We start from the raw sequence: 18,640 nt of genomic DNA on the forward strand, positions 1-18,640 counted from the left end.
TCAGGTCTGCGTTGAAATTTGACTCGCACAACAACTCGTCGCAAGGCGTAGCGGCGGGTAGAGCCGTTAGGCGGCAACGGACCTAGAAGGCATTGTCGACCGGTTCTGGTGCGCCGCCGTTGGCGACAGAGCGGTATCCTGCCTCGACGACAGCGATCGCATGCTCGGCCTCCCGCAACCCTGCAACGGGAGGACAACCATTCGCCAGATCGGCCCAGCTGCGCTTTAAGAACACCGAATAAAACTCGTCCGTGTTGTACTCCACCTTCGTGGCGCGCCCTTGCTGTTGGCCCCGCGCTTTGATGTAAAGCTGGTCGGCATAACCCCGGACGTAGGAGGAGGTATGCGAGATGGAAAACGCGAAGTCTCGCTGATCCTCCGCTGTCGATGGATACAGGTAACCCGTTTCAACCACGCCGATTTGTCCCGCAGCGTTTCGGCACGTGAACACGGCTTGCTCCTCGACGGTCACATCAGGTCGATACGTTCGCATCTGCGCCGAGACGTGGGTGATGGGGTTGTTTGTGAGGGATGAGATCAGGTCAATGAAATGCCCCCGACATTCAACGTGGACCCTCCACCTACGTGCCGTTTATCCAGCATCCAGCTGCACCCGCCGCGCTCATACCGAGCTATCGGGCCAACGATGAACCTGAACGCGAGATGCTGGAATCCCTCCGGCGTAAATCCATTCGCGGGCAAAAGACAGGCAGCCAGATCGCTCACGCGCATGATGAAGGGAACACTGACGTACACGCCGTGCTTCTCCGAGAGTTGCCGGACCCGGCGGACCTCCGGGAGATTGAGCCCGCAAGGCTTCTCGATGAGAAACGGAATGCCGCGGGTAATCAGCCGCTCGGCGAGTTCCGCCGTCTCCGATTGGCGCTTGCCGTGAGGCTCAAGCGGGGTGTTCAGTTTCATCACTCGTCTCCGTTTTGATTGACTTTCCGGTGTTGGTTGTCTATTGTGTGTAACACCGTTCCATTAAGAATCATGTTGCGTCAATTATGAGAGTTGTCAAGGGAGCAGTTGACCGGTCGCTGCAGGCGATCGAGTTGCTCGCACGTGAGGCGCGCTGGATGCGCATCTCCGATATCGCCGCCGAACTCGGGCTGGAGAAGGGCCCCGCGCATCGCGTACTCGCGCAACTGTGCGAGCAGGGCTGGGCGGAACAGGATGAACAGACCTCCCAGTACCGTCTGACCTTGAAGCTGTCCCTGCTCGGTCAGCGGTACCTGCATGGGCTTGGTCTGCCGGGTCTGGTGCAGCCGATCCTCGATGAGGTCGCGGGTCAGTGCCGCGAGCTGGTCCGGCTGACGGTGGTCAACGAAGGAACACTCGCGTGGCTGGCAGCGTCCCAGGGCGCGGCACCGGGCCTGATGTATTCGCCGTCCATGCATAGTCCCATCGTCTTGCATGCCACATCGGTTGGCAAGGCGTGGCTGGCTGGAATGCCGAACGACCAGGCGATCGAATACGCCCTGCGTGGTGGACTCGGAAAAGCGTCCGCCGCGGGCGCATGGACGCCGAAGGCCATTACCAGCGTCGAGCAGCTGATTCCCGAGTTGGAGCGGACCAGGCAGCGTGGCTATGGCCTTGTCGTCGAAGAGGCCGAGCCGGGTGTCGTCGCATTGGCGGTGCTGGTGCGTGCGCTGCCTGACGGTGCGGTGGTCGGCACCATGAGCATTGCCGGGCCGGTCACACGGCTTCAGCCGGAGCGTTACGAGGCCTTTTACGCGCTATTGCAGCAAGCGTCCGCGAAGCTGGGTGCCGTATGGCCGCGCCAGAGCGTCGGTGCGCATGTGAGTGAGGCGGCATGAACGCGCCGGGCGCAGCTCAGGCTCTCGAGCGACTCGGGCAATACTCGTGACCGACAACGCCAAAAGGGTTCAGCCATATTCGCAGACTTACAACCGGGTATCGGCTTGAACGATAGTCTGGGGCCCCAAGGCCGCCGACATTCAATGATCGCACCGGAGTTCATTTCGGACTGCGGAGCGGACGCTTCCATTCGTCCCGCTGCGCCTCTGTGGCGCAACGGGCCTTGGCGCCAGTTCGCTTGATCCACGAGCGGCAGAAACGAGCACCGCAGCGACAACACCATCGGGCGGACGCTCAAGGCGGACGCGAGGGCAGCGTATGCGTCACATCCCGCTGCCGCACGGCGACAGCAACAGCCCATCGCCGAACGGAACATGGTCGTTGCTCGAAAGACATGTTGTGTAGGTCCAGCTCAATAGCGAGGCGCCGGACGAAGGGGCGCCGTATTGTCCGGTCAGCACCTGGAGGCGCGGCGTGGGGCTGATTGCAGCAGTTCCTGCAACTCGGCTTTGTAGAAACGCGCCAGGCCGTTGGTACCGTGGCCGCACGTATCCTCGCTGGCAGGGATCAAAAGCAGCCGGCCGTGGCGCACATGCTGCATCGCGTGCTCCATCAGACCGGTCTCGGGCGGATAGCGTTCGTCATCGGCCGCGTTGATGGCGAGCACCATAGCCCGGATCTGCTCCAGGCCGGGTGCCGGGTTATAGCCGCGCGAGGCACCCCATTGATATAAGAAGTCGTTGGCATCCAACGTGAAAGGCTGGGCCAACAGGGTGTCCAGGAAGTTGTCGGCCAACTCCATTGTCGGAGCTGCTTTCTGGTAGGCCAGCGTTCCGCCGTTGGTGGCCAGCGCGAAGAACGCGCTGGCAATGCGCAAGGAGCGGGGCGGGCTGGCGTAATTGCCATCCAGGTACTCCGGGTCGTCGCGGACCATCTCGGTGAGCATGCGGCGCAGCATCCAGTTGCGGCCGGACATCTCGGTCGGTTGCGACGCCATTGGCACCAGCGCGTCCATGAAGTCCGGATATCGCACCGCCCAGATCCACGCGTGCATGCCGCCCATCGAGTTGCCGATCAGCAGGCGCAAGTGCCTGATGCCCAGGCCCTCGGTCAGGAGCCTGTACTGCGCGAGCACCATGTCGTCGTAGTTGTAAGCCGGGAACCGCGTGCGCAGCCCGTCCGACGGCCTGGACGATCCGCCGGCTCCAATTCCGTCCGGGAGGACGATGAAATAATTGTTGGCATCAAGCGGCTGTCCGGGCCCGAACAGCTCTCCCGCGAACGCGGGCGTCAGCATGCTGGCACCTGTGCCCGTCGTGCCGTGCAGGACCAGGACCGGCTCGCCGGACGGGTCGCCGATGGTTCGGTAGTGTAGCCGCACCTCCGGCATCACCTCCCCGGTGTGGAAACGGAAGTCTCGCGCGATCCAGTCGCCTTCCTTCGGTGCAGGATAATCGGCCAAAATTGCAATATCTCGTTAGCGGCATAGGCGTGCGACGCAATCCGATGGCCTGGATTACCCGGAAATCGGTTCAAGAGTCTGAAGCGCACCCCCCTGCCGAGCAGAAGCGTAGGCCGCATCCATGACCTGCATCATCGCCTCGGCGTCGCGCAAGGACGCGATCGGCCTTGCACCTGTGCGGCATTCACCAAGCACTCGCTTGACGAACAGTGGGTAGTAAATGTCGGTCTCTAACTGGAGACGGCGACTGCGAGTGCCGGCGGCAAGATTGTTCCGGTCCCGAATCTCGATCCGGTCGGGGCCCGATTTTGCGTACATGCGATCGGATGAAAGGGTGAAGGAGAATTCGCGCTGCTCGTCTTGAGTACTGGGAAAGCTGTATCCGGTCTCCACGAGCCCGATCACGCCGTCTTCGGTTTGCATTGTCAGCAACGAGTAATCCTCGACGGCGCCTCGATGCGTTCGGGAGTTCATGGTGGCGGAGACTCGCGCGACTTCTTTGCCGGTCAGTAATCTGAAGAGATCGATGAAGTGGGTTGCGACATTGATCGTGGATCCGCCTCCGGAAAACACAGGATCGAGTGCCCAACCTGCGCCTGCAGCTTCGTAACGACCAGGCGCACCTACAATGAAACGGAAAGACATGTAGTTAAAGTCCGACGGTATGCAATCCTCCGCATCTTCCAGTGCGCCGAGCAACTCGCTCATCCGGAAGATCAACGGTACGGCGCAATAAAGATTGGCTTCCTCGGTCAGTTTGCGCAGCCGCGTGACCTGCGACATGTTTACGCCGCAGGGTTTCTCCAGCGCGAACGGAATTTTTCGTTCGATCACCGCCTCCGCGAGCGTCGGCATTTCGGAATGCCGCCCAAACACAAACGCGAAATCGACATCCTCGCGCTCGAGCAACTCATACGCCGACGAGTACAACGTGCTCCCAAAGCGCGCGGCAATTGCCTGTCCTTTTACTTGCTCCGCATCTGAAACGGCTACCACCTGGATACCGGGCGCCTCGAGCGCATCGAGATAGAGTGGGACATGCCAATGGCTGGCCTCCAGCAATGCGACTTTCATGCGTGTTCTCCCTTCGCACCGTCGACGAATCGACTCCGTGCTTGCGCGATGCGCGCATTAAAGCTGGCCGCACATACCAATGTGGAAACGTTGAAACTGTTCATCGCATCTTCCCTCCATTCAAACTGGTAAAACTGTCGATTCCGGGCGCTTTCCCAGAGGCGTTAGGGCATTAACGACTTGCGTTCGTTGCAGGCGAGAAAAGCACGCCGTCGTCTGGTGCTGACCTGCCAGCAGGGTGGTAATCGAACCCAAGGAAGCGTAGGGCATGCACTGCCTGCCCTTCATGCATCGGCCCCCCGTCCTGGGTACGACAGCCGCGCGCATGCGCGGCGCGGCGAAGCTGCGTCGGCTCTGGCGCATTGATGATGTCTACGACGATGGTGCCGGGTGCGAGCCGCTCGGGATTTACCGGCATGGCGTCATTCGCGTTCATGCCGAGCGGTGTGGCATTGATCACGACTTCGAAACCGTGCGGGTCGGGAGGTCCGGAATGCGTGATGCAACCGGTTTCGGCAGCAACGGATTCCGCGAGCTCGCCAGCCCGCTGCTCGTCGACGTCGGATATGGTTAACGTTCGGGCGCCCGCCGCCGCGACTGCAAATGCGATAGCCCTGCCCGCGCCTCCGGCACCGACGAGAAGAACGGACTTATTCGCCGGTTGATTGCCTTCCCATTGCATGCCAAGCACACAGCCCACGCCATCGAATATGGCGCCGACCCAGCGTCCATCTTCGTTGCAACGTATCACGTTGAGTGCGCCGACCCTGGAAGCAGTGGGATGGAGTTCGTCGACAAAATCCAGCATCCGTTGCTTATGAGGCATTGTGACCAGCAGGCCGGAAAGATTGCGTAACGCTCGTGCGCCGGCGACGAATGCGGACAGGTCTTCCGCCTTGACCCAAAACGGAACGCAGACCGCGTCCGCGCGCTGTTCGATAAAAAGCTGGTTCAGCAGTTGCGGCGACTTGGCTGCCGTCAGCGGATCGCCCACTAACCCGTAAAGTCGCGTTCTTCCCGTGATATGTGGATGCATTGCGGCCTCATGTCCGATGTTGACGGAAGGTGCAGTCATAGCTTACTGCTCACTTCCAGGGTGCCGGGGCTTCGGCGAGATCCCATGTTCCGTAGACAGCGGGCTCGTTAATCTCGATGACTTCAAGGTCATCGGAGCGCCAGATCACATTGTGCGGAACGCCGGCGGGTTGCGAGAGGTCGTCCCCGGCATTGAGAGTCACATCGCCCTCGACGCCGGCGAAACGGAACGTCACCGATCCGCGCAGCACATACAGATAGTGCGCAGTCATGTCGTGCCAATGCCAGCCCGTGGCATCGGTGAACGGGGTCAGTGCGCGAATGTGCTTGGCGCCGATGCGACCGTTGGTCACCGCGGCGAGTCCGAGGTCGCGATACTCGGAGTCCGCGCGCAGCCCTTCCTTGTTCCAGACCGCTGCGGATGCGCTCACACGTGCGAACGGAGTCAGGGATTGCGCGAGTTCGCGCGGGCCATCGTAACGTGGCGTACCTTGGTTGTGCATGTGTCTTTCTCCTGTGTGGCATCAGATATTGGCGAGTGCCGCAGCCGCGTGTTCCTGCCCGGCTCGTCCGAACAGCGTAAGTTGCGCCGGGCGGTCGCTGCCGATATGGCCCTTGTTTTCGGCTACGAGCGCAGTTGGTTCGTCAGATCCTGTGAGCCGGCTGTTCCGGTCGCCTCACGCAACATCTCGGCGCGCAGACGATCGTAGTCGCCTTTCGGTACCGGAACCGCGTTGCGGTCGCCGAGATCGTGGAGCCGGACCCGGTACGTCTCGCGCGTGGTAAAGGCGGCGATCGCGGCCACGACACAGATGCCGAATGTCAGGGCTCCGATCTTCAGTGGAATATTCGCGGAGCCGGGGGGCGCGACCGCGACGAAGAATGCCGGGAGCAGCGCGGAAAGCGTCGTCCCGACGTTCTGTCCAATGGCCATCCCGGACACGCGCACGCGCGTGTGGAACAGTTCGGAGAACAGGCTCGGGAATACGCCGTTGAAGCCCTGATAGGCGATGCCCCACATGAGCACCGAGAGAACCATCGCCAGCCACACGTTATGGATGCTGATAGCGTACAGATACACGAACGAGAGCAGTCCAGCGCTGAGCGTGCCGACAAGGACTGGCGGCCTGCGACCAATCCTGTCTGAGAGGTTGCCGACGAAGGGAATCAGGATCACTGCGCAGATATTGCCCAGAACAGGGATCCACAGATACATGCCGGGAGGGAAGCCGATGCCGTACGCCGGCTGAACCGCGTAGGCGGTGCCGAAGACCGCGGCGACAAGGGCGATGACGGCGGTAAGCGCCATGCAGACCACGCGCACGACATCGTCCCAGCTCTGCCGGAGCACTTCGACGACTGGCGAAGCGGGAATTTCGCCGTGCACGCGCTCCTCGGCGAACGCCGGGGTCTCATCGACTTTGCGGCGAATGACGTAGCCCGCGATGAGAACGACGATGCTGAGCAGGAACGGAATCCGCCAGCCCCAGGAGGCGAACTGGTCCCTGGGCATGAAATGCGCGAGAGGCAGGAAGATCGCTGCCGCCATGAGCTGTCCGGCCTGCACCCCCTGGAGGGTAAAGCTCGCGAAGTAGCCGCGCCGGCCGAACGGTGCGTGCTCGAGAATCATTGAACTGGCGCCGGAGAGCTCCCCGGCCACCGCGAAGCCCTGGATGAGGCGAAGAACCACGAGCAGCACCGGCGCCCAGATGCCGACCTGCTTATAGGTTGGCAGGACCCCGACGGCCATCGTTGAAAAGCCCATGAGGAACATGCAGAGGAGCAGCACCGTCTTGCGGCCGTGGCGGTCGCCCCAGTGGCCGAGGACGACGGCGCCCACCGGGCGGGCGATATAGCCGACACCGAAGGTTGCCAGTGAGGCGATGATGGCGACCGTTGGATTATCAGACGGAAAGAAGAGCTGCGGGAACACCAGCGACGCCGCAGTCGCGTAAATGAAGAAGTCGTAGTACTCCAGCGCCGAGCCGATCCAGCCGCTGGCCGCGGCTATCTTCGACTGGCGCTTGCCGTGAGGCTTAACCCGGGTATTCCGATTCATGCTTGTCTCCATCGTGATTGACTTTCCGGTGCTGTTTGTCTATTGTTGTAACATCGTTCCATTAAGAATCATGTTACGTCAATTATGAGAGTTGTCAAGGGAGCAGTTGACCGGTCGCTACAGGCGATCGAGTTGCTCGCACGTGAGGCGCGCTGGATGCGCATCTCCGATATCGCCGCCGAACTCGGGCTGGAGAGAAGGGCCCCGCGCATCGCGTACTCGCGCAACTGTGCGAGCAGGGCTGGGCGGAACAGGATGAACAGACCTCCCAGTACCGTCTGACCTTGAAGCTGTCCCTGCTCGGTCAGCGGTACCTGCATGGGCTTGGTCTGCCGGGTCTGGTGCAGCCGATCCTCGATGAGGTCGCGGGTCAGTGCCGCGAGCTGGTCCGGCTGACGGTGGTCAACGAAGGAACACTCGCGTGGCTGGCAGCGTCCCAGGGCGCGGCACCGGGCCTGATGTATTCGCCGTCCATGCATAGTCCCATCGTCTTGCATGCCACATCGGTTGGCAAGGCGTGGCTGGCTGGAATGCCGAACGACCAGGCGATCGAATACGCCCTGCGTGGTGGACTCGGAAAAGCGTCCGCCGCGGGCGCATGGACGCCGAAGGCCATTACCAGCGTCGAGCAGCTGATTCCCGAGTTGGAGCGGACCAGGCAGCGTGGCTATGGCCTTGTCGTCGAAGAGGCCGAGCCGGGTGTCGTCGCATTGGCGGTGCTGGTGCGTGCGCTGCCTGACGGTGCGGTGGTCGGCACCATGAGCATTGCCGGGCCGGTCACACGGCTTCAGCCGGAGCGTTACGAGGCCTTTTACGCGCTATTGCAGCAAGCGTCCGCGAAGCTGGGTGCCGTATGGCCGCGCCAGAGCGTCGGTGCGCATGTGAGTGAGGCGGCATGAACGCGCCGGGCGCAGATCAGGCTCTCGAGCGACTCACCGCGTTGGATGAGCAGGCAGCACGTGTCCTCGTCGCGGCGCGCCGGCAAGGCACGCTCGTGGAGCGCCTTCCCATCGAGCTGCGGCCCGCGAATCTGGACGAGGGTTTTGCGATCCGGCAACAGGTGGGCGATCAGCTCGGCCGGCAGGCTGGCGCGTGGAAATGTGCGCTGCCGCCGGCGGGCAAACTTATCGCTGCGCCAATCTACGACGCCGTCATTCATCGAGGCGCCCAATGCCGCATTCGCGCCATGCCTGGGCATTCCTGGGTAAGGGCAGAGCCTGAACTCGCCTGTTTGCTGGCTCGCGATCTGCCGCCACGGCGCGAAGCCTATGGCGAAGCCGAGGTGCTCGACGCTCTCGGGAATGTTCACCTCGCGCTCGAACTGCTGGGCAGTCGCTATGCGCATCCGGAATCGCTGACGTTTCCTGAATTGCTGGCAGACGGTCTGTTCAATGCCGGTCTTGTCATTGGGCCACGCGTTGAGTTGCGCGATGGCGCGACGCCGGCCGATCTCCCGGTCGAATTCACCGTCAGTCTGACTCGCGCCGGACACGACACGATCAGTTTTGCTGGCCGCCACCCTGATCGCAGCGTGCTCGCGCCGATCGTGTGGCTCGTCAATTTTCTCCGCGTCCGCGGCCTTGGATTGCATGCCGGCCAGGCAGTGATCACGGGCTCTTACGCGGGCGTGCTCGAGTTGCCGATTGGTTGTGAGTTGCATATCGGCTTCGGTGATCTCGGCACGTTGCCGATACTTTTTTTGTCTTGATAGGAGTCTTCAAATGCGTCTCGTCCGTTTCGGCCAGCCTGGTCAGGAGCATCCCGGTGTCATCGATTCGAGCGGCGTGATCCGCGATCTGACCGGTGTCGTCGACGACATCGACGGAACGACTGTTTCGCCTGCCGCCCTTGCGAAGCTGAGCGAACTCGATCTGAATCGCCTGCCCGTCGTGGAAGCGGGCACGCGCCTGGGCCCCTGTATCGGCAATGTCCGTAACCTCGTGTGCATTGGTCTGAACTACACCGACCATGCCGCCGAAACCGATACGCCGATCCCGCGGGAACCCGTCGTGTTCAACAAGCATACGGGTTCGATCAGCGGTCCGAACGATCCGGTTATCTTGCCGGCAGACGCGCAAAAGCTGGATTGGGAGGTCGAACTGGGCGTGGTGATCGGCAAACCCGCCTGGCAGATCGACGAAGCTACCGCGCTCGATCATGTGGCGGGTTACTGCCTTGCCAATGACGTTTCCGAACGCGCGCATCAGCTCGAACGCGAAGGCCAGTGGACCAAGGGCAAAAGCGGCTTCTCTTTTGCGCCGCTCGGCCCGTGGCTCGTAACGCGTGATGAAGTGCCCGACCCGCAGGTGCTCGACCTGTGGCTCGACGTCAACGGCACACGTCGTCAGACGGGCAACACACGCACGATGATCTTTAACGTCGCGCATATCGTGGCGTATCTCAGCCGCTTCATGCCACTGATGGCTGGCGACGTCATTATTACCGGGACGCCTCCCGGTGTCGGCCTCGGTCAGAAGCCGCCCGTCTTTCTGAAAGCGGGCGACACCATGAGCCTCGGCGGCAGCGGACTCGGCGAGCAGAGCCAGAAGGTCGTGCGGTATGCGGATTCGCTTGGCACGGCATGGGGCCGCGGCGAATATCCGTTGGCACGATAAAACGATTCGATCTGTAGAAGGAGGAGATATGAGCCTTGCTGGAACGGGCGTCGTCGCAATCTGGCATGACCTGCTGCCGGAAGCGAAGGATGAATTCTACGAGTGGCACAACCGCGAGCACATGCCGGAACGCGCCGGGATTCCCGGGTTCAGGCGCGGGCGGCGCTACATTGCGCTGGATGCGGGCCCCGAGTACTTCAATCTGTATGAAGCCGACACCGTGGAGGTGCTCGGCGCGCAGGACTACCTGCTTCGGCTCAATTCGCCGACGCCGTGGACGAAGCAGGTCGTCGCCTCGTTTCGCAGCGTGGCCCGCTCGATCTGCCATGTGGCGTATTCGGAAGGTGTTGGGCAGGGAGTCAATCTCATGACGGTGCGCTTCGACGTGCCTTCCGCGGCGCGGGCCGATGTCGTGAAGGGATTGCGTCAACGGGTCTTGCCGCCGCTCGCCGACCGGCCCGGGATCACGGGCGTGCACCTGTGTCTGGCCGATGAGGCCGTCAGCAAGGTCGAAACTGCTGAGAAGAAGGCGCGTTCGGAAGGCACCCAGGTGCCGACATGGATCGTGATGATCGAAGGATGCCGTGCCGACTATGTCCGCACAACAGTGGACGCTTTCCTTGCCGGGCTCGCTGCTTTGCCAGGGGCCGCTGCGGTTGCGCCGGACTCCACGCTCTATCAACTCGAGTACACGCGCTGCAAGACGCCGTGGAGCGCTGGCTGAAACGTCGTTTGAACACGGCTGCAACCCGCGTCACGCGACGCCGCGCAGCCGGCCCTGAAACTGTCGTTACGCATTGAGAAACGAAGGAGTAGTTCCATGTCGTCCCCTGTTGCGAGCAAGTCCGTCGCATCGACCGCGGTCAGACCGGTTCGCGTCATTCGACTCAACCCCGTTGACGATGTCGTCATCGCCCTCGATCAGCTCATGTCCGGCACGGTGCTGGATGAGGAAGCGGTGACGGTCTCGGGATTGATCCCGCCCGGTCACAAAGTGGCGACACGTGACATCGGTGAAGGTGAAGCGGTGCACCGTTATGGCCAGATCATCGGCTTTGCGAGTCAGCCGATCCGCGCGGGGCAGCACGTTCACACCCATAATCTCGCGATGGGCGAATTCGCCCGTGACTACGCGTTCAGTCAGGGCGTACGTGCCACTGTCCCGTCAACTGAATCGGCGACATTTCGCGGCATTGTGCGTGAAGACGGCCGTGTGGCAACGCGCAATTACATCGGCATCCTTACCTCGGTGAACTGCTCCGCCACGGTCGCGCGAGCCATTTCCGACTATTTCCGCCGTGACATTCATCCTGAAGCGTTGGCCGCGTTTCCGAACGTCGATGGCGTCGTCGCGCTCACCCATGGTTCGGGTTGCGCTATTGACTCCGAAGGCGACGGCCTCGCGATCCTCCAGCGCACACTTGGCGGCTATGCGTGCCATCCTAACTTCGCGAGCGTGCTGGTTATCGGCCTGGGCTGTGAAACGAATCAGATTTCGCGGCTGCTCGAAACCCAGGGGCTCAGGGAACACGACCGCTTGCGAACCTTCACGATTCAGGACACCGGTGGCACGACCCTGACTATTGCAAAAGGTATCGAACTGGTTCGGCAGATGTTGCCCGACGCGAATGACGTTAAGCGGGAAACGGTTTCGGCAAGTCATCTCACCATTGGCCTTCAATGCGGTGGGTCGGACGGATATTCGGGCGTCACGGCCAATCCTGTGCTGGGTGCAGCCGTCGATTTGCTCGTGCGGCGCGGCGGTACCGCGATTCTCTCGGAGACGCCGGAGATTTATGGCGCCGAGCACTTATTGACCCGCCGCGCGGTAACGCCCCAAGTGGGACAGAAACTGGTCGATCGCATCAGGTGGTGGGAAGCATACGCGCAGCGGCAAGGGGCGCAGATCAACAACAATCCGTCGGCGGGCAATAAGGCCGGCGGTTTGACGACCGTCCTCGAGAAATCGTTGGGCGGCATCGCAAAGGCAGGCTCCACGAACCTCGTCGAGGTGTACGAATACGCTCAGCTGGTTAAGGCGCGCGGTCTCGTGTTCATGGACACGCCTGGCTACGATCCGGTGTCGGCGACCGGCCAGGTTGCCGGCGGTGCGAACCTGATCTGCTTTACGACGGGACGCGGTTCGGCTTACGGCTGCGCGCCCTCGCCATCGGTAAAGCTCGCGACAAACACCGCACTGTGGCAACGTCAGTCCGACGATATGGACCTGAACTGCGGAGAAGTGCTGGAAGGCAGCACAACGATCGAGCAACTTGGCGCAGTGCTGTTCCAACTGCTGCTCGACGTGGCCTCCGGGAAACGCTCTCGTAGCGAGCAGCACGGTTACGGGCAAAACGAATTCGTGCCTTGGCAAATCAGCGCAATCATGTGAGCCGCTGTTGTCCGGCACAAGTAGAGCGTGCACCGCACTGATGCTCAGCAATAACCCATACCAGGTTGGAAAAGGATTAGATGCCATTGAATGACCGATCCGCGTTGCCTGACGATCTGGAGCAGGGGGTGCTCGTGGGGCGCGCGTGGTGCCCCGATATCGGCGCGCCGTGTCCTGTTGCCGTTATCGGTGGCGAACTGGTGGATGTGTCGTCGTTCGCGCTGACGACCAGCACGCTGCTTGAGCAGCCAGGAATCGGCCTTCGGCTGAAGGAGGCCGCTGCGAACCTGCCGAGACTTGCGACACTGGACCTGGTTCTTGCCAATTCCGCCTTCGATCGGCGCGATCCGTCGACTCCTTGGCTCATCGCGCCATGTGACCTTCAGGCGGTCAAGGCGAGCGGTGTGACGTTCGTCGAAAGCCTTCTGGAGCGGGTGATCGAGGAGCGCTCGGGAGGCGACGCGAGCCGGGCCGACGAAGTGCGCGCGCGTGTCATGTCAGTACTGGGCGATCGGCTCGCAAGCGTTCGCCCGGGGTCTGCCGAAGCCGAAGCGGTGCGCCACGTACTTATTCAGGAAGGAATGTGGTCGCAGTATCTGGAAGTCGGCATCGGTCCCGATGCGGAAATTTTCACGAAAGCGCAGCCCATGTCCGCCGTCGGTACCGGCAGCGAAATCGGAATTCATGAAAATTCGCAGTGGAATAACCCGGAGCCTGAAATCGTGCTGGCGGTGACCAGCCGGGCGGAAATCGTCGGCGCCGCGCTTGGGAACGACGTCAATCTCCGGGATTTCGAAGGCCGGAGTGCGCTGCTGCTCGGTAAGGCGAAGGACAACAACGCGTCAGCTTCGATTGGCCCGTTCATTCGCCTCTTCGACAGTAGATTCGGTCTCGATGATGTTCGGGCTGCGGAGCTTTCGCTACGCGTGGAAGGAACAGATGGATATGTTCTGACAGGGGCGAGCTCCATGAAACGCATCAGCCGGGACCCGACAGAACTCGTTGCGCAAGCGATGGGCTCTCACCATCAATACCCGGACGGAATGATGCTGTATCTCGGGACGTTGTTTGCACCGACCGCGGATCGTAGCGTGCCAGGGCAAGGATTCACGCATCAGATCGGCGATACGGTGACGATATCGAGCCCGCGATTCGGTGCGCTCATCAACACGGTCAACCATTCGCATCGCATTGCGCCCTGGAAGTTTGGGGTCGGCGCACTGCTCGCCAGCATTCTTCGTGGGCATACCGGGAAAGCGGAGTCGTAGTCGCTCCATTGCCCGTGGGTCCGTTGATATTTCATTGACTATCAGCGGACCGGAGGCTGTCAACGCAGTTGTCGCGTCACTTCAAGCAACCTGCTTTAAACGCATCCTCAAACTGGACCGTTGCGGCTGCGTGGTCCAAGCGGTGCCCATATCGGATCTTGCCCGCGCGCGATGCGGCCAAGGATCTATATGAAGCTTGCGCCTCCGTTGACGGGGATCGTTTGGCCCGTGATGAATGCGTTGCCGACGACCATCAGCACGACCTCCGCGACCTCGCTCGCTTCGCCCAAGCGCCCGACGGGCAGCCTTTCTGCGACATTGGACGCCTTAAGCGGTCCAGCCATTTCGGTGTCGATCGGTCCCGGTGCAACGGCGTTGACGGTGATCCCTTCGCGGGCGAGCCGTGCCGCATAGCCGCGCGTCAAGCCTTCGAGCCCGGCTTTCGATGCGTTGTAGTGAACGCCAACCAAGCCGGGGCCGCGGGCGGCGGCCGACGAGACGTTGACGATGCGGCCCCAGCGCCTCGCGCGCATGCCGGGCAGCACTGCCTGCGCGCAGAGAAACGCCGATTTCAGATTGACGGCGAGCGTTCGATCGAACTCCGCTTCCACAAGATCATCGATGTCGACGATCGTCGCGGTGCCCGCGTTGTTCACGAGCACGTCGATCAGGCCGAGGCGGTTTTCCACCTCGACGATCATCGCTTCGACGTCGTCTCCGACCGATACGTCGGCGCATACCGCTATCGCGCGGCCTCCGGCGCGTTCGATTTCCGCGACGACGTCGGCCGCGTCGTTCTCGCGTTGCCGATAGTTGACGGCGACTGCTGCGCCGGCTGAGGCAAGCGCGATCGAAATGGCGCGTCCGATTCCGCGCGAGCCGCCGGTCACCAAGGCGACGCGATCGTTTAAGTTGAGCGAATGAGCTGGCATCGTGGAACTCCTCGGTTGGGGGGGGGGCAGAACCGGTTGCGGCCTCGTCTGCGAGGCGTGGTGTCGCCGAGCGAGGCGTTGCCGGAAAGCATCCTAGTTTGCCCCCTTCAAAGCGTCTTCGCCGGAAAGTCGCCCTCTTGCTTTCATCGATCTTTCGGCCGTTCTGGCTTGCGGATTCAACCGGTCGATGCAACAGTTTGATGAAATCGCTCAGCTGGTGCGTCGAAGTTTAGTGTTTTCCGAGGGCGTTCATTGAGCCGCCTTGCTACTGCATTAAGCCGGGCCTGTGAGTAGACGGAGAGAGCGGCAAGAAGCATTGGTCGCCGGCAAAAGCGATAGAATGCCCGCTCTGCAAAAGACAATATTGACGGGGTACACGGCATGGAGCGGCCGGGCGCGCAGCGTTGGCATGAGCAAACGTTTCCAGGTGTCTTTCGCGGACGACCTGAGAAGGAGCAGGCGCTCCTCCGGATATGCCTGGGCACGGTCGTGTTGATCGGCTATATCGCCGTCGCCGCGCTCCAACGCACGGCCGCCGCGTATGACACTCTGGGCGTTGTTTTCGCATACGTGGTATTCGGCGTGGCGACATACGTAGCCGCGACCGCCGCGACAGTTCGGCCGCGCCTTCGATTGACGCTCACCACCATTGCAGACCAGGCGCTTGTCATGACTGCCTTGGCGCTCGGCGGGCGCGTGGCGCTGCCCTTGCTCTGGGTCGTGTTCTGGTTCCTTGTGGGTGCCGGTTGCCGCCACGGCAAGCGGCCGTTGCTACTTTCATGTGCAGTTGCGCTTGCAGGCGTCGTGATTTTGATGCACGTCGAGCCGTGGTGGAGAGAAAACCTCGCGGTGGGATTGGGCATCATGCTCAGCATCGCGGCGACTTCCGTGTACTTGATGGCCCTCGTGCATCGGCTCGAACGGCAGGCTGCGACGGACCCTCTGACAGGACTCAGCAACCGCACTCGCCTCGAGCAGGCGATCGCCAAAGCGACTGCGGCGCGAGACGACGATAAAGGACAGTCTGTCTTGCTGTTCATCGATCTCGACGGCTTCAAGTACGTCAATGACGCTTATGGGCATGCGGTGGGTGATGAACTGTTGCAGTGCTTCGCCAACGGTCTGCAGACACGCATTCGCCGCGGCGATACGGTTGCCCGCCTGGGAGGCGACGAGTTCGCGGTGCTCGCCCGCCATGTGCATGGCAAGGTCGGCGCGCGCGCGATTGCCGACGGTATTCACGACATCCTTCATGGGCTTCGAGAGATCGGCGGTCATCCCGTCGCCGTATCGGCCAGCATTGGCGTGCGCATGCTCGGTACCAATAGCGCGGACGAACGTCTTGATGTACACGCCCTGATGCGCCAGGCCGATAGCGCGATGTATCGCGCCAAAGCGAACGGGACGGACAAAACCTCATTCTTCGATGAGACGGGTGCCGGCGCGTAAGCGGACAGGGTTCCCCGCGGTGCCCTGCTCGTGCTGTCCAGCCAGCCCGCGCCGCACAACTCGAATCTGCGTCTATCCAGCGAGCGCCTGATCGCTTCGCCGATCGACTGGTACGGGCCGGCCGCCGTGGTGCAAAAAACGCATGTCGATCATTTTCCGCAATGCCTCGCGTCGCGCGGCATGGGCGTGTTTGCGCTCGCGGCGTTAGGCGCCGAGCGCAACGATCCCATGCATCACGGCTTGCGCTGGCTCGGCCGCTCGCCGGAAGTGAAGGAGGAAATACACGCAATCGTGTCGCGGCGCGGGCGGCATCATCCTTCGACGCAAAAGGTGTTGAGTGCGGCGCATGCGTGAGCGCGCTCGTGATCACGAAAAAGAAGGTTCGGTTTTTCCGAAGCTGCATTTCCGTTATTTCTGCTTTTTCCTCGACGCCTTCTCACCGTACTCTTGAGCCGTACCCACGAAGGAGGTGTCTCATGCAAGTCCTGTTCAAGTCCCGCGACCGTGAAGCCGTCCGTCTGCGCAGCTTCGCGCGCCAACGCATCCGGTTCGTTTTTCGCCGCATGGACTGGCTGATTTCGAAGGCGACCGTCAGCATGTCGGACATCAACGGCCCGCGCGGCGGACTCGACAAACGCTGCCAGGTGCAGGTGCAGACGCCCGATGCGACGCCCGTCGTCGTGACCTCGATCGCAAGAGACTGGCGCGGCGCACTCGATCTCGCGCTGGCCCGCGCGGCGCGTTCGATCATCCGCAGGCAGCAGGCGCGCATTGCGACTCGGGGTCCCCGTGATTTTGATGCCGTTTACCGGGGTAGCGGCCTCTAGGCGCGACAAGGCCTAGCGGACTGCCCCTAAGACAATGCCGCTCGATTCGTTCTGGAAGGCTCGGATAGCAACGCACCGCTGGGCGCTACCTATTACCGAAGCTTGGCGGCCGCCGGGTAATTCGCTTCCTGGCATTGCCATATCGGGCCCCTCAGTCGGTTGCAACCGGCGAACGCGGCGACGAATTGCCGGGACGTCGCCGCGATAAAGGCGAGATCGATTGTGCGACTGCAGTCAATACCCGCGAAACAGCGTACTGCCGGCTTTCCACCAACATCCGTTGGTAAAGTAGTGAACGAACGACCGCAGTACTTCAGGAAGAGACGGTGGCAAGAGCTGTTGTCGAATGACATAAAGGGTCGATGGGCGAGCTTTGCACGGTTCCATTTCTCGGCTCGCAAGGCGCGATCGGCCCAATGGAACTATCGCATTGCGATCATCGTCAGCGCAGCTGTATCGCGGACGACGCCGGCGCCTTAGTCGGGTTCCGCCTGCTGGCATTCCGCCTGATACCAACGCCACCGTTTTGCTGGAGCCTATTCATTTATCGCCGCTGCTCAATTCGTGGTGCTCATGCGAGTGCGTGGCCATCCGGCCGGGTGCGGCCATCGCCACCCACCGGCACGTGCTCTCACGAGGACATTCGAACGTCGCGTTCACATCGGAAACGGCCCCGCTAAACGTTGAACAGTTCGCTACGCGCCGCGTCCATGATCATCGCGACAGCCGGGTGGCTGATGTGGCGCTCGATAGAGATTGCGAAAAATTCCTCGACGATCGAATTGATCTGCCCGACTATCGTCAGGTTGTGCTCTGTCTGCAACTGGCTTTCGAGCACGGTTGGCGCGAACAGCAGGCCGCGGCCTTCGCGGCCGAATGCCATGGTCATCGCTCCGTCGTCGAACTCGCCGACGATGCGCGGCGAAATGGCGTGCGAGGCGAGCCAGTGATCCAGCTTGCGCCGCACGGCGGATTCCGTGCCGGGCAGTAGCACAGGCAGCTTGTCGAGCGACATCGGGAAGCGTTTTTTGCTGCCTTGAATCAGCGCCTGGGTTCCGAAGCAGCTTAGCGTCGAACGTCCGAGGCGGTGATTGAACGCCTTGATGTTGACGTCGACGGGAATGGGGGCGTCCGCGATGATCAGATCGAGGCGGTGCACGGCCAGTTGCGCGAGCAGCGCGTGCAGTTTGCCTTCGTGACAGATCATGCGCAGCGACGCCGACGCGCTCAGCGCGGGTTCCAGCAGCCGGTACGCAATCGCCTTGGGGACCGAATCCGCGATCCCGACGCGAAACCGCGTTTGCGCACCGGCTTCGCTTTCGCGCCGCACAGCGCTTTCGAGTTCCGAACCTAACGAAAATATCTCGTCGGCGTAATCGAGCGCGAGGCGCCCCGCATCGGTCAGTTCGAGCGTGCGGCCGGTTTTCCTGAACAGCTTCTTATCCAGCGCCTCTTCGAGAAGCTTGATCTGGCCACTGAGCGTTTGCGGCGTGATGTGCAACTGCTCGCCCGCGCGCACGATGCCGCCCGCACGAGCCGCGACCCAGAAGTAATAGAGATGCTTGAAATTCACGAACCCTCCATCGATTACGGAAAGATACGTTTTTCTCGAAGTATCAACAATAAAAATACGAATTTTATGTTGGCATGGGTTCAGTTAGATTGAAACCTCGCCCCGAAGCGTCGGCGGGCGTTTCATGACAGCT

The 18,640-nt window shown here is 61.7% G+C and carries 18 protein-coding genes and 2 pseudogenes; 10 read left to right on the top strand and 10 right to left on the bottom strand.

Annotation, left to right across the window (positions count from 1 at the left end):
* Nucleotides 1–82: 82 nt before the first annotated feature.
* Both OKW39_RS01315 and OKW39_RS01320 read right to left on the bottom strand, forming a co-directional pair.
* Nucleotides 83–493: a hypothetical protein gene (locus tag OKW39_RS01315; RefSeq protein ID WP_429361055.1), complete on the bottom strand. Its 411-nt coding sequence runs from the start codon at nt 491–493 to the stop codon at nt 83–85.
* Nucleotides 494–537: 44 nt separating this feature from the next.
* Nucleotides 538–921: a hypothetical protein gene (locus OKW39_RS01320; RefSeq protein WP_429361056.1), complete on the bottom strand. Its 384-nt coding sequence runs from the start codon at nt 919–921 to the stop codon at nt 538–540.
* Between the two features lie 86 nt (nt 922–1,007).
* On the opposite strand from OKW39_RS01320, the gene OKW39_RS01325 reads away from it, so the two are divergent.
* Complete coding sequence (locus tag OKW39_RS01325) at nt 1,008–1,820, top strand: IclR family transcriptional regulator (RefSeq protein WP_429336569.1); 813 nt, start codon at nt 1,008–1,010, stop codon at nt 1,818–1,820.
* Between the two features lie 455 nt (nt 1,821–2,275).
* Here OKW39_RS01325 and OKW39_RS01330 read toward each other — a convergent pair whose 3' ends face one another.
* From OKW39_RS01330 to OKW39_RS01350, 5 genes are all read right to left on the bottom strand, one after another.
* Complete coding sequence (locus OKW39_RS01330; RefSeq protein ID WP_429561870.1) at nt 2,276–3,283, bottom strand: alpha/beta fold hydrolase; 1,008 nt, start codon at nt 3,281–3,283, stop codon at nt 2,276–2,278.
* 54 nt (nt 3,284–3,337) lie between these two features.
* Complete coding sequence (locus tag OKW39_RS01335) at nt 3,338–4,357, bottom strand: Gfo/Idh/MocA family protein (RefSeq protein ID WP_184003693.1); 1,020 nt, start codon at nt 4,355–4,357, stop codon at nt 3,338–3,340.
* Between the two features lie 172 nt (nt 4,358–4,529).
* The gene (locus tag OKW39_RS01340) at nt 4,530–5,432 is read right to left on the bottom strand and encodes a shikimate dehydrogenase family protein (protein ID WP_429561871.1); all 903 of its coding nucleotides are present in this window, start codon (nt 5,430–5,432) and stop codon (nt 4,530–4,532) included.
* Between the two features lie 10 nt (nt 5,433–5,442).
* A complete protein-coding gene (locus OKW39_RS01345) occupies nt 5,443–5,895 on the bottom strand; it encodes a cupin domain-containing protein (RefSeq protein WP_090805074.1) in 453 nt (150 codons plus the stop codon).
* A 122-nt stretch (nt 5,896–6,017) separates the two neighbouring features.
* The gene (locus OKW39_RS01350) at nt 6,018–7,451 is read right to left on the bottom strand and encodes an MFS transporter (RefSeq protein WP_429561872.1); all 1,434 of its coding nucleotides are present in this window, start codon (nt 7,449–7,451) and stop codon (nt 6,018–6,020) included.
* A gap of 284 nt (nt 7,452–7,735) precedes the next feature.
* Here OKW39_RS01350 and OKW39_RS01355 point away from each other — a divergent pair, with 284 nt between their 5' ends.
* From OKW39_RS01355 to OKW39_RS01380, 6 genes are all read left to right on the top strand, one after another.
* The gene (locus OKW39_RS01355; RefSeq protein ID WP_429561873.1) at nt 7,736–8,350 is read left to right on the top strand and encodes an IclR family transcriptional regulator; all 615 of its coding nucleotides are present in this window, start codon (nt 7,736–7,738) and stop codon (nt 8,348–8,350) included.
* Entirely contained in the window at nt 8,347–9,159 is an 813-nt protein-coding gene (locus OKW39_RS01360; protein ID WP_429561874.1) for a 2-keto-4-pentenoate hydratase, read from the top strand. The genes OKW39_RS01355 and OKW39_RS01360 overlap by 4 nt, the downstream gene beginning before the upstream one ends.
* Before the next feature lie 13 nt (nt 9,160–9,172).
* Nucleotides 9,173–10,066, top strand: a complete 894-nt coding sequence (locus OKW39_RS01365; RefSeq protein WP_429561875.1) for a fumarylacetoacetate hydrolase family protein — start codon at nt 9,173–9,175, stop codon at nt 10,064–10,066.
* Between the two features lie 28 nt (nt 10,067–10,094).
* A complete protein-coding gene (locus OKW39_RS01370) occupies nt 10,095–10,790 on the top strand; it encodes a hypothetical protein (RefSeq protein WP_429561876.1) in 696 nt (231 codons plus the stop codon).
* A gap of 96 nt (nt 10,791–10,886) precedes the next feature.
* Nucleotides 10,887–12,458 carry a UxaA family hydrolase gene (locus tag OKW39_RS01375; protein WP_429561877.1) on the top strand — a complete coding sequence of 524 codons (1,572 nt, stop codon included), beginning with the start codon at nt 10,887–10,889 and terminating at the stop codon, nt 12,456–12,458.
* Between the two features lie 80 nt (nt 12,459–12,538).
* A complete protein-coding gene (locus tag OKW39_RS01380; protein WP_429561878.1) occupies nt 12,539–13,726 on the top strand; it encodes a fumarylacetoacetate hydrolase family protein in 1,188 nt (395 codons plus the stop codon).
* A gap of 185 nt (nt 13,727–13,911) precedes the next feature.
* On the opposite strand, the gene OKW39_RS01385 is transcribed toward OKW39_RS01380, so the two are convergent.
* Both OKW39_RS01385 and OKW39_RS01390 read right to left on the bottom strand, forming a co-directional pair.
* A complete protein-coding gene (locus OKW39_RS01385) occupies nt 13,912–14,658 on the bottom strand; it encodes an SDR family NAD(P)-dependent oxidoreductase (protein WP_429561879.1) in 747 nt (248 codons plus the stop codon).
* Between the two features lie 176 nt (nt 14,659–14,834).
* A pseudogene (locus OKW39_RS01390) lies at nt 14,835–14,960 on the bottom strand (IS30 family transposase); the annotation flags it as partial.
* A 79-nt stretch (nt 14,961–15,039) separates the two neighbouring features.
* On the opposite strand from OKW39_RS01390, the gene OKW39_RS01395 reads away from it, so the two are divergent.
* From OKW39_RS01395 to OKW39_RS01405, 3 genes and pseudogenes are all read left to right on the top strand, one after another.
* A complete protein-coding gene (locus OKW39_RS01395; protein WP_429561880.1) occupies nt 15,040–16,107 on the top strand; it encodes a diguanylate cyclase domain-containing protein in 1,068 nt (355 codons plus the stop codon).
* Between the two features lie 27 nt (nt 16,108–16,134).
* Nucleotides 16,135–16,461, top strand: a pseudogene (locus OKW39_RS01400) (LysR family transcriptional regulator); the annotation flags it as partial.
* Between the two features lie 122 nt (nt 16,462–16,583).
* Nucleotides 16,584–16,934 (top strand): HPF/RaiA family ribosome-associated protein, encoded by a 351-nt coding sequence (locus tag OKW39_RS01405; protein ID WP_184066411.1) that lies wholly within the window; start codon nt 16,584–16,586, stop codon nt 16,932–16,934.
* Between the two features lie 676 nt (nt 16,935–17,610).
* On the opposite strand, the gene nhaR is transcribed toward OKW39_RS01405, so the two are convergent.
* Nucleotides 17,611–18,507, bottom strand: a complete 897-nt coding sequence (nhaR, locus tag OKW39_RS01410; RefSeq protein WP_429561881.1) for a transcriptional activator NhaR — start codon at nt 18,505–18,507, stop codon at nt 17,611–17,613.
* Nucleotides 18,508–18,640: the final 133 nt, after the last annotated feature.

Source organism: Paraburkholderia sp. MM6662-R1, assembly GCF_050436245.1.
Taxonomy (GTDB): domain Bacteria; phylum Pseudomonadota; class Gammaproteobacteria; order Burkholderiales; family Burkholderiaceae; genus Paraburkholderia; species Paraburkholderia tuberum.

Coding starts and splice junctions, on each gene's coding strand:
- OKW39_RS01315 (WP_429361055.1), bottom strand. CDS start 493: ATGCGAACGTATCGACCTGATGTGACCGTCGAGGAGCAAGCCGTGTTC.
- OKW39_RS01320 (WP_429361056.1), bottom strand. CDS start 921: ATGAAACTGAACACCCCGCTTGAGCCTCACGGCAAGCGCCAATCGGAG.
- OKW39_RS01325 (WP_429336569.1), top strand. CDS start 1,008: ATGAGAGTTGTCAAGGGAGCAGTTGACCGGTCGCTGCAGGCGATCGAG.
- OKW39_RS01335 (WP_184003693.1), bottom strand. CDS start 4,357: ATGAAAGTCGCATTGCTGGAGGCCAGCCATTGGCATGTCCCACTCTAT.
- OKW39_RS01340 (WP_429561871.1), bottom strand. CDS start 5,432: ATGACTGCACCTTCCGTCAACATCGGACATGAGGCCGCAATGCATCCA.
- OKW39_RS01345 (WP_090805074.1), bottom strand. CDS start 5,895: ATGCACAACCAAGGTACGCCACGTTACGATGGCCCGCGCGAACTCGCG.
- OKW39_RS01350 (WP_429561872.1), bottom strand. CDS start 7,451: ATGAATCGGAATACCCGGGTTAAGCCTCACGGCAAGCGCCAGTCGAAG.
- OKW39_RS01360 (WP_429561874.1), top strand. CDS start 8,347: ATGAACGCGCCGGGCGCAGATCAGGCTCTCGAGCGACTCACCGCGTTG.
- OKW39_RS01365 (WP_429561875.1), top strand. CDS start 9,173: ATGCGTCTCGTCCGTTTCGGCCAGCCTGGTCAGGAGCATCCCGGTGTC.
- OKW39_RS01370 (WP_429561876.1), top strand. CDS start 10,095: ATGAGCCTTGCTGGAACGGGCGTCGTCGCAATCTGGCATGACCTGCTG.
- OKW39_RS01375 (WP_429561877.1), top strand. CDS start 10,887: ATGTCGTCCCCTGTTGCGAGCAAGTCCGTCGCATCGACCGCGGTCAGA.
- OKW39_RS01380 (WP_429561878.1), top strand. CDS start 12,539: ATGCCATTGAATGACCGATCCGCGTTGCCTGACGATCTGGAGCAGGGG.
- OKW39_RS01385 (WP_429561879.1), bottom strand. CDS start 14,658: ATGCCAGCTCATTCGCTCAACTTAAACGATCGCGTCGCCTTGGTGACC.
- OKW39_RS01395 (WP_429561880.1), top strand. CDS start 15,040: ATGGAGCGGCCGGGCGCGCAGCGTTGGCATGAGCAAACGTTTCCAGGT.
- OKW39_RS01405 (WP_184066411.1), top strand. CDS start 16,584: ATGCAAGTCCTGTTCAAGTCCCGCGACCGTGAAGCCGTCCGTCTGCGC.